The sequence below is a fragment of the Sphingobacterium sp. UBA7253 genome, assembly GCF_002472745.1.
GTDB lineage: Bacteria > Bacteroidota > Bacteroidia > Sphingobacteriales > Sphingobacteriaceae > Sphingobacterium > Sphingobacterium siyangense.
In genome coordinates this window covers 25,373-34,540 of record NZ_DKSP01000143.1, presented here as the reverse complement: position 1 = coordinate 34,540, position 9,168 = coordinate 25,373, and the positions used below count along the sequence as shown (strand labels likewise).

At 38.9% G+C, this 9,168-nt stretch carries 10 protein-coding genes; 5 read left to right on the top strand and 5 right to left on the bottom strand.

The window, feature by feature from the left end; genetic code table 11:
- The 5 genes from B2X72_RS14885 to B2X72_RS14865 form a co-directional block, all read left to right on the top strand.
- Window positions 1-658, top strand: a 658-nt coding sequence (locus tag B2X72_RS14885; protein ID WP_286850288.1) for a nucleotidyltransferase family protein, incomplete at its 5' end; no start/stop codon positions are given.
- A gap of 13 nt (window positions 659-671) precedes the next feature.
- On the top strand, window positions 672-1,556 hold the full coding sequence (locus B2X72_RS14880; RefSeq protein WP_232475744.1) for a hypothetical protein: 885 nt from the start codon (window positions 672-674) through the stop codon (window positions 1,554-1,556).
- Window positions 1,537-2,490, top strand: a complete 954-nt coding sequence (locus B2X72_RS14875; protein WP_088160997.1) for a CDP-alcohol phosphatidyltransferase family protein — start codon at window positions 1,537-1,539, stop codon at window positions 2,488-2,490. Before B2X72_RS14880 ends, B2X72_RS14875 begins: the two co-directional genes overlap by 20 nt.
- Complete coding sequence (locus tag B2X72_RS14870; RefSeq protein WP_088160998.1) at window positions 2,480-3,469, top strand: lysylphosphatidylglycerol synthase transmembrane domain-containing protein; 990 nt, start codon at window positions 2,480-2,482, stop codon at window positions 3,467-3,469. Before B2X72_RS14875 ends, B2X72_RS14870 begins: the two co-directional genes overlap by 11 nt.
- A 1-nt stretch (window position 3,470) precedes the next feature.
- Entirely contained in the window at window positions 3,471-4,178 is a 708-nt protein-coding gene (locus tag B2X72_RS14865) for an HAD family hydrolase (RefSeq protein WP_286850285.1), read from the top strand.
- Here B2X72_RS14865 and B2X72_RS14860 read toward each other — a convergent pair.
- The 5 genes from B2X72_RS14860 to B2X72_RS14840 form a co-directional block, all read right to left on the bottom strand.
- Window positions 4,161-5,051: a helix-turn-helix domain-containing protein gene (locus tag B2X72_RS14860; RefSeq protein WP_286850283.1), complete on the bottom strand. Its 891-nt coding sequence runs from the start codon at window positions 5,049-5,051 to the stop codon at window positions 4,161-4,163. The genes B2X72_RS14865 and B2X72_RS14860 overlap by 18 nt on opposite strands.
- Window positions 5,052-5,053: 2 nt before the next feature.
- The gene (locus B2X72_RS14855; RefSeq protein WP_286850281.1) at window positions 5,054-5,734 is read right to left on the bottom strand and encodes a M15 family metallopeptidase; all 681 of its coding nucleotides are present in this window, start codon (window positions 5,732-5,734) and stop codon (window positions 5,054-5,056) included.
- 124 nt (window positions 5,735-5,858) lie between these two features.
- On the bottom strand, window positions 5,859-7,928 hold the full coding sequence (gene ppk1, locus B2X72_RS14850; RefSeq protein ID WP_145328577.1) for a polyphosphate kinase 1: 2,070 nt from the start codon (window positions 7,926-7,928) through the stop codon (window positions 5,859-5,861).
- Window positions 7,929-8,175: 247 nt separating this feature from the next.
- Window positions 8,176-8,553 (bottom strand): hypothetical protein, encoded by a 378-nt coding sequence (locus tag B2X72_RS14845; protein ID WP_145328575.1) that lies wholly within the window; start codon window positions 8,551-8,553, stop codon window positions 8,176-8,178.
- Between the two features lie 9 nt (window positions 8,554-8,562).
- Window positions 8,563-9,141, bottom strand: coding sequence for a DJ-1/PfpI family protein (locus tag B2X72_RS14840; protein ID WP_075991932.1), 579 nt, complete (start codon window positions 9,139-9,141; stop codon window positions 8,563-8,565).
- Window positions 9,142-9,168 lie beyond the last annotated feature (27 nt).

Sequence of the window (9,168 nt, the reverse complement as noted above, 5' to 3'; positions counted from 1 at the left end):
ATTTAATTTACCGAAACCCTTGCTACCATTACATGGAGTTCCATTAATTGAGCGATTGATTCGCGTGTTTGTTAAAGAAGGGGCGCAAAGAGTTCATGTTATCATCAATAAACAATCTCCGGAACTGAAATTGTTTTTGGAAAAAACAACGTTTGAATTACCTATTGTACTTATAGAGGAAGATACTGCAAGTTCATTGCATAGTTTTGCCTTGCTTGTCAAAAATAACCCCGATTGGTCGTCCTGTTGTCTGACAACAACAGATACGGTTTTTAGACCACATGAATTTCATGCCTATTTGGAGGCATTCCAGCAACATCAACATGCCGATGCTTTTATGGCAGTCACTCCTTTTGTCGACGATGAGAGTCCGCTCTATGTGAACACAAATTCACAGCTTCGGGTGGAAGCTTTTCTGGATACAGCGACCGCAGAAACGAAGTATGTTTCTGGCGGAATTTATTGCTTCCGAAAAGCAGCTATGGATTGTGCATTAAGCTCCGTTGAAGCCGGTAATTCCAGAATGCGTAATTTTCAGCGTGCTTTATTGAAAAACGATTTACAAGTAGAAGCATTTGTATTTGACAAGGTGGTCGATATTGATCATTTAAAAGATCGTGTCGTCGCGGAACAATTTTTGAGTGAGGAGGTTAGTTAGTAAAATGAGCGATATGATTTCTATTTTAGGCGTAACTCGAAAAAATCGCTTTTCACCCAACCATGTGGGGAATGATGCCGCTATATTTAATGAAGTAGTTTTAAAACTGACTGAAAAAGGTGCTTCGGTGGAGGTGTGTAATGAAGATGAATTTTTGTCTTCATCATCCCTGAAGCAGGATAATATTCTGACTATGGGGAGAACAAAGACTTTAGTGAAAAAGTTGCAATCTCTTCAAAATAATGGGATCAATGTCTTGAATTCAGGATTTGGAATTGAAAATTGCTTTCGGAAAAACATGACCCTTAAGCTTTTAGAAGGTGGAGTTCCTTATCCGAAGAGTATCGTGATCTCTACCGTTGCAGATATCCAATCTATTTTTGAAAAACTGAAAGGAAAGGGTGTATGGATCAAACGTGGCGATTTTCATGCGATTCATAAGGAAGATGTTACCTTTGCTGCAAGTCTGAAAGAAGCGCAACATATCTTGAATGAATATGCACTTCGTGGGATTAAAGAGGCTGTGATTTCTGAACATCTTGCCGGAGACTTACTCAAGTTTTATGCAGTGCGGGGAACGGATTTTTTCTTTTATTTCTACCCATATGAACACAATCATCACAAATATGATTTGTATGAACAAATTAATGACGAGGTAGTGCATTTTCCTTTTGATCTCGACAATCTAAAAGAAGTTGCCAATCGTGCTGCGGAAGTCCTGGATGTACATATCTATGGCGGCGATGTGATTATTGATGCAAATGGAGACTTCCATATTATTGACTTAAACGACTGGCCAAGTTTTGCGCCATGTCGGGCAGAGGCCGCTGAGGCCATTGCTCAAATGGTTTACCATAAATTTACTGAAAAGAACCACAATGCAGAAAGAACAAGTTAATGTAATCGAAGAAGATAATTTGAGTGCATTCGAACAATCTTTAAAATCTAATGATACAGAAGAGCGAATTGATATTTGGTTTTATCGACCTATAGGTTATCGTATCGCGCAAGTCTGTGCCAAAATTGGTATTACACCCAACGCTGTGACAATTATTAGTATTTTCTTTGGCGTTGCGGCGGGTATTTTATTCTATTACCCTGCATTATGGATTAATGTGATTGGCATGCTTTTATTGGTTTTTGCCAATTCTTTAGATAGTGCCGATGGACAGCTGGCAAGAATGACAGACAATAAAAGTCGCTTTGGTCGTATCTTGGATGGTTTTGCCGGAGATTTTTGGTTTGCTTCTATTCATATTGCGATCTGTTTACGCAGTATTAATGAAGGATGGCCACAATGGCTATGGGTATTCTGTGTACTTGCAGGTGTATCGCATATGCTTCAGTCGGCAATGGCTGACTATTATCGTAATGTACATTTGTATTTTATAAAAGGTAAAGCTGGAAGTGAGCTGGACAATACACGTGATTTGAAAGTTGACTATGATGCCTTGTCTTGGCGCAAGAATTTTTTCAGCAAATTTGTGCTGAATGGCTACATGGGCTATACACGTAACCAGGAAAAGCTTTCTCCAAAACTGCAAAAGCTGCTGCATATTGTGAAGAGTCGTTATAAAGATGAATTGCCAAAACAATTGATGGTCGACTTTAGAACTCAAAATAAACCATTGATGAAGTATACAAATATTGTACAGTTCAATACAAGGGTGATTTTCCTATTTGTTTGGTTGTTTATCGGTCAGCCTTGGATTTACTTTTTCTTTGACATGTTTGTCCTTAATCCGATATTGATATACATGTGTAACCGACAAGAAAAAGTAAGCGGTTATTTTGTTGATAAATTAACAAATGATCCAACTTATGGGGAGTAAGATCTATAAAGTACTCTTTATGCTCATCGGTATAGGTACACTGGCCTATATGATTCAAGCAATGGGAATTGATGAGATTTGGAACAACCTCGAAAAAATTGGCTGGTGGTTTTTGCCCGTCCTCGGTAGCTGGGCAGTACTCTACTGGATGAACGCAATGGCATTTAAGGCAATTATTCAGGAACCCGAATTGCCGCAGACAGATGTACCCTTTTGGAAGGTCTTACAATTGACAATATCGGGGTACGCCATTAATTATATAACGCCATTTGTTGCATTAGGTGGTGAGCCTTATCGTATTATGGAGCTTAAAAACTATGTCGGTGGTTCGAAGGCAGGTTCTTCCGTGCTGTTATACGGTGTCATGCACATTTTGTCGCATATTTTATTTTGGGTCGCTTCTGTTTTTCTAATTCTCTGGTTCGTACCGGCAAGTACAATGGTTGATGTGGCCTGTGCTGTGATTTTTGTGATGGCTATCATTTGTACTTGGCTATTTACGAAATTTTATAAGAAGGGAATTACAGTTTCACTATTGAAGGCTTTGTCTAAACTACCTTTGGTAGGCAAAAAAGTTGGTCATTTACTGGAGACGAAGTATGAAACGTTGAATGACGTCGATCAGCAGGTGAAAAACCTCTTTCAAAATCGTCGCGATCGCTTCTATACGGCCCTTTTTTGGGAATTTGTCGCACGTGTTGTGGGCTGTTTTGAGATTTATTTTATTGGTTTAGCCTTAGATATCAATATTGATTTTATTGATGCCATGATCATTAGCTCGGGATCTTCTTTATTTGCCAATCTTGTTTTTTTCTTTCCAATGCAATTGGGAACGCGGGAAGGTGGATTAGCAATGGCTGTGATGAGTATAGGATTGCCTGCGAAAGTCGGTATTTTTATGGGTGTTGTGACACGAATTAGGGAAATTGTCTGGATTATGATCGGTTTGGGGTGGATGAGTTTAGTAAAAAAGAAATAACATGAATAAGTTTAATATTAAAGGGATTATTTTTGATTATGGCGGAACCTTGGATACGAATGGTGGCCACTGGGGAGCTGTTATTTGGTCGGGTTATGAAAAATATCAGGTTCCTGTAAATTTGAACGCTTTTCAGGAGGCCTATACCTACGCGGAACGTCAGATGGCTTTACAGCCTATCATTAAACCCGAGTTTAATTTTTTGGAAGTACTTGAAGCAAAGTTAAATGTACAATTTGACTATCTTATTGCTGCTGGCTATGAGTTAGATCGGTCATTGGCGCATAAAATAGCTTTTGACGGCTATTCATTGGCAAAGAATACAGTTGAACAGGTAAAACCATTGCTAAATTCACTACATGCCAAATATCCAATTGTCATGGTGTCAAATTTCTATGGAAATTTAAAATCAGTGCTCGCTGATTTTGGAATTCTTTCTTATTTTCAGTCTGTTGTGGAGTCGGCCGTAGTCGGTGTACGAAAACCTGACTCTGCAATTTATGCTTTAGGTGTGACTAAAATAGGTCTTCCTGCGCAAGAGGTATTGGTTGTGGGTGATTCCTATAGTAAAGATATGGTACCTGCCAAAGCCGTTGGCTGCCAAACCTTATGGTTGAAAGGGCAGACTTGGGGCGAGGATAAATTGCAAGATACTTCAGCTGCAGACCAACAATTTACAAGTATCTTTGATTTAATCGACTTTGTTTAAATAAAGATTCTGACGAAATTCTTTAGGCGAGATTCCAACATTTCGCTTAAAGAATTTACCAAAAAAGGATTGATCCGAGAAATGCAATTTCACCGCAATTTCTCCGATGGAAAGCCCCTGGCAAAGTAACGATTTTGCTTCCTCCACTAAGACGTTCTGAATAAGTTCTATTGCTGATTTTCCGGTTAGTTCTTTCGTAATTACGGATAGGTGTTTTGCTGTGATACCAAGTTCCATCGCATAAAATTGCACCATGTGTTCTTTATGAAACGACTTCTTTAGGAGCAAATGGAAATTGGCAAGTATCTCTCTTTTTCGAGCGGGAATAGCTGGCGTATTTCGCATATTTTGGCTTCCTAGACGGGCTATTTCGCAAAATAATATTTCCGTTAATGATTTTATGATCTGATTTTTGAAAAGATAGCTAGCCCCTTGTCGATCGTAATGAATAAACTGTTTAAATAAGTTGGATAAGTTCGTTGAATCTTGGTTTGATAGCGACCAGATGTAGCTGTCATTTAAGGCAAGAGATTTCTTGGTGACCTCGAAGAAATCCTCCTGAAAATCCAGTTTGAAGCTAAAATCCAGCGTAAAGAAAATCAAATAAACCTCACAATCCCAAGATTTGACGACCGAAGAGCCATTAACTCGCGAAGAAGGATTGGTCAACAATAGGTGATTTTGAGCAACTTGTACCCGTTCATTATTAATGATGAAGGAAGTTTCACCTTTTTTTATTAAACAGAGCGAATAGAGCTCACCTTTTGATAAAATGTGCTGCTGCTCGGAACTAAAGACGGGTTTTGATTTGTTGCCTTTAAAATGAAAAACATAAAAGCCCTTGTGTTCGATGGGAGTTTCCTTTACAGACATGTTTATTTTACGATAAAATCAAAATAGGTTTTACGATAGGGTTCGTCTTGCAAGGTGTAATGCCACCATTCCTTATCATAAGCTTTAAAGCCAAATTTAGCCATTGCTTCTTTTAAGATCTTTCGGTTCTCTTTCTGTTGGGCTGTCAGATTCGCGTATTGATGATGTGAGACTGCGCCGAAAAAATCAAAAGGTCCACCCATGTCAATCTCTTTTTGATCTTTTAAGCTAATGAGCGTGAGATCTACTGTACTGCCCCGGCTGTGGCCCGATTTGGAGGCAATAAAGCCTAGATTAAACAAATTCTTCTTATTGATAAGCGGGTAGAACTCCTTTTTTGCGATGGTATCATTGGTGTTTAAGGACCATGTTTTAAAGTTGTCAACAGCACGTTGCGGGCGGTAGGCGTCGAATATTTTCAAGCCAAGACCTTTTTTATTTAAATGGTTCTCGACTTGCTGTAGTGCTAGCGCTACGCGTTTAGTTAAAATAGCGACTGGTTTTTCATAACCTTTAATCGGCCTTCCGGTGAAGTTGTGACTGCCAAAATAACGCATTTCTAAGCTTATTGTAGGGATAATGTCCTTGACGTATACAAAATCTGAAGGCATGATCTTTTCCTGCCCACGGAGGCAAAGTGTGAAAAGGCTTAAGCCAAATGTAAGACACAAGTTGAATTTCATGGAATGAAGATACAACTTGTGTCTTAATTAATATAATAAAAACGGAGATTCTCGTCTGTATCAATAGGTATAAAACCCAGTTGGGTTTATGGATCAATTTGGGCGCCTATTGATAAACAGGCCGCTAATGATCAGCTAATTTTTTTTTCAGGTAATTGTATATTTCTATCTGTGAACGACATGGTGCCTCTTTATTCTCGACGTAATGATTGCTCAGGGAATTATTGAGTATCCGCGCTTTGACATTATCTTTGAGCTGGATTTGAAGCATTTCTTTTAAATCCTCCTTGATTTTTTTGCTTGTTATTTTTACTGCGGCTTCAATACGATGATCCAAGTTTCTTGTCATCCAGTCCGCTGAGGAAATAAATAGCTGCTCTCGACCAGCATTATAAAAATACATCACACGTGCATGCTCCAAATATTCATCTACGATTGAAATGGCGTTCATTTGCAATTTAAACGTTTTTTGATTTGTTGCGCAGTAGATTCCCCGGATAATAAGATCTATTTTGACACCAGCTGTTGCTGCGTCATAGAGCTTTTTAATCATCTCTTTATCGCTGAGCGAATTTACCTTGACAATGATGTATGCTTTTCGGCCAGCCTTTGCTTCGGTAATTTCCTGGTCGATGTAGTGTAGAAGTTCTCTACGCATATCCGTTGGGCATATCAAAAGGCTTTTGCAATTTTTGATAATGTCAGCCGGATTTGATTTGGGTCGTCTCAGGTAATTGAAAACCTTATTTATATCGGCAATAACGTCCCTATTACTCGTTAAGAGGCAATAGTCTCCGTATAATTTCGCCGTTTTCTCGTTGATATTTCCTGTGCTGACAAAACCATATTGGATCGTTTTCATCCCAATACGTTTTTTTATCACACATAGTTTTGCATGGACCTTTTTATTTGGGATACCGGTAAGTACTTTAATGCCTTCGAGTTCAAGTTTCTCTTTCCAGTCCAAATTGTTTTCTTCATCAAATCTTGCACGAAGTTCAAGCATCACGGTGACTTCCTTTCCATTGCGGGCTGCATTAATCAAGGCATTTGCAATTTTGGAATTGGAAGCTAAGCGATATGCTGTAATCTGGATCGTTTTTACATCGGGATCCATTGCTGCTTCCCGAAGTAAATCGATGATCGGTCTAAACTCATGATATGGAAAGGAGAGCAGCACATCTTTTTTTAATATAGTATCCGTTACACGTTCGTAGTTTTTGAAATAAGGATGTGGAAAGGACGTTCGTTCCAAGGGCTGATTGTAGGATTTAAACACATTGGGAAAATCCATGAAGTGTTTGAAGTTGTGTATTTTTTGTCCTGGAATGATGCTGTCTTTTTTTGAAAGGTTAAGTTTCTTGATCAGGAATTCGACCAATTTATGGTCCATCTCTTGATCAAAAATAAACCGGGTCGGTTTACCTTTTCTTCTGTTTTTTACCCCTTTGCTTATCTTCTCAACCAGCGTCGTGTTGATATCATTGTCAATGTCAAATTCGGCATCTTTTGTTACTTTAAAGACATGTGCATTGAATACATCAAAACCGAAATAGGAAAATATTAATGGAAGATTAAACTTGATAACATCCTCCAAAAGTATAATATGCTTTTCATCTTTTGGCGAAGGTAATTGTACGAAGCGTCCATTTTGACTGGTCGGGATTTCGATGAGTGCAAATTTGGTTTCATACTGCCATTCCTGTTTTCCCATCGCAATACCCAAGTAAAGGCTCTTATCCCGAATATAGGGCATAGGTCGTATATCGTCCAATATCAAAGGAATGACGTTCGATTCCACCTCATCCTGATAATAGTCGCTCACAAACTTTTGTTGTTCGGGATTCAGTTCCTCACTGGTCTTAATATAGACATTCTGTTTGGCCATATCTTTTTGGATACGATTCCACGTACTGTCAAATTTCTTTTGCTGCTTGATTACCCGGATATTGAGCTCTTCCAATATGAGCTGTGGGTCTTCGTAGAAGGATTGGTTGGCACTTTTGTCTTTCAGGTCTATAGCCCGTTTTAGACCTGCAACACGTACACGGAAAAATTCATCGAGGTTATTGGAAAATATACCTAAAAATTTGATTCTTAGGGGTAAAGGGACCGTCTCGTCCGCAGCTTCCTGTAATACTCTGCCATTAAAGCTCAACCAACTAACGTCTCTAGGAATAAATTTTTTCGACATAACTAAATATACGTAAATTTAAAAAGCAAAACTATAGCTCTACAGGGGATAATCGAACTTTTTTGTGTTAAAGAATTATTAAGTTATTTTTAGTTCATGTGTGTGGACCGTAGTTTTAAAGGTACATTTTTGACACTGCTCTTCTTTCCTGGCAATAACCGCTATAAGGTGCTGCACTGCATGGTAAAAAAAATCCCCCAAAGGTCTATTCGGACTTTGGGGGATATGTCATTATGTTTGGTTTCGTCTATTGCTTCTTTCCGTACTTTTTGGAAATTTGAATAGCTTTGTATTTCGTTGTGTCAAAATGTGGCGTGTCAATTGACAAGCTTGTCGGATAAGGAGCACTTCGGTCGAAGAAATACACGGTTGTTGTACTTCCGTAATCATTAACAGGCATTAAATCAAGACAGGCAGAATAATCCGCATTCAACAGGTCGCCTACAGTAACGGCATAAATGCGTATGATGCCACCTTTATTTTGTTCATTTCTGACGAAAGCGACTTCCTTAAAACCTCCCGGTAGATCTTCAATACTTTTCTGATTGAAACTATCTTTTAAAATAAAACCCAACAGCACTAAAATCGGTATGACCAAAAGCCATAGCCTTTTATTCTTCTTCATTAAAAATACTTAAATTGTAATTGTTATACCTAATAATTTGTAAAACTCTTTTAAAATTGCCTGGTGTCCTGGCCAAGCAGGAGAGGTGACCAAATTGCCGTCTACCACCGCTTGATCCGCAGGGATATTTTTCCATGTGCCACCCGCTAGTTCAATGTCGGGACCCACAGCCACATAAGCTGTCAAAGTGCGACCTGCGAGTACTTTTGCGGCTGTCAACACTTGGATGCCATGACATATTGCTGCCACAGGTTTATTGTGCTCAAAGAAGTGTCTTGTAATCTCCAAAACACGTTTGTTGAGTCGAATATATTCTGCCGATCGTCCTCCCGCAATATATAAACCGTCATAATCTTCGACATTGACCTGGTCGAAATCTTTATTGATTGCGAAATTGTGCCCGCGCAGTTCTTTATAAGTCTGGTCACCAGTGAAATCATGCACTGCTGTGGGGACTACATCTCCGCTTTTGCGGTCCGGAGCAATTGCATCTACCGTTAATCCTATTGAACCCATTGCTTGAAATGGAACCATTGCTTCGTAATCTTCTACAAAGTCTCCTACAAGTAGTAATATTTTTTTTGCCATATCAAAAAACCTCTTTTAATAGGTTTT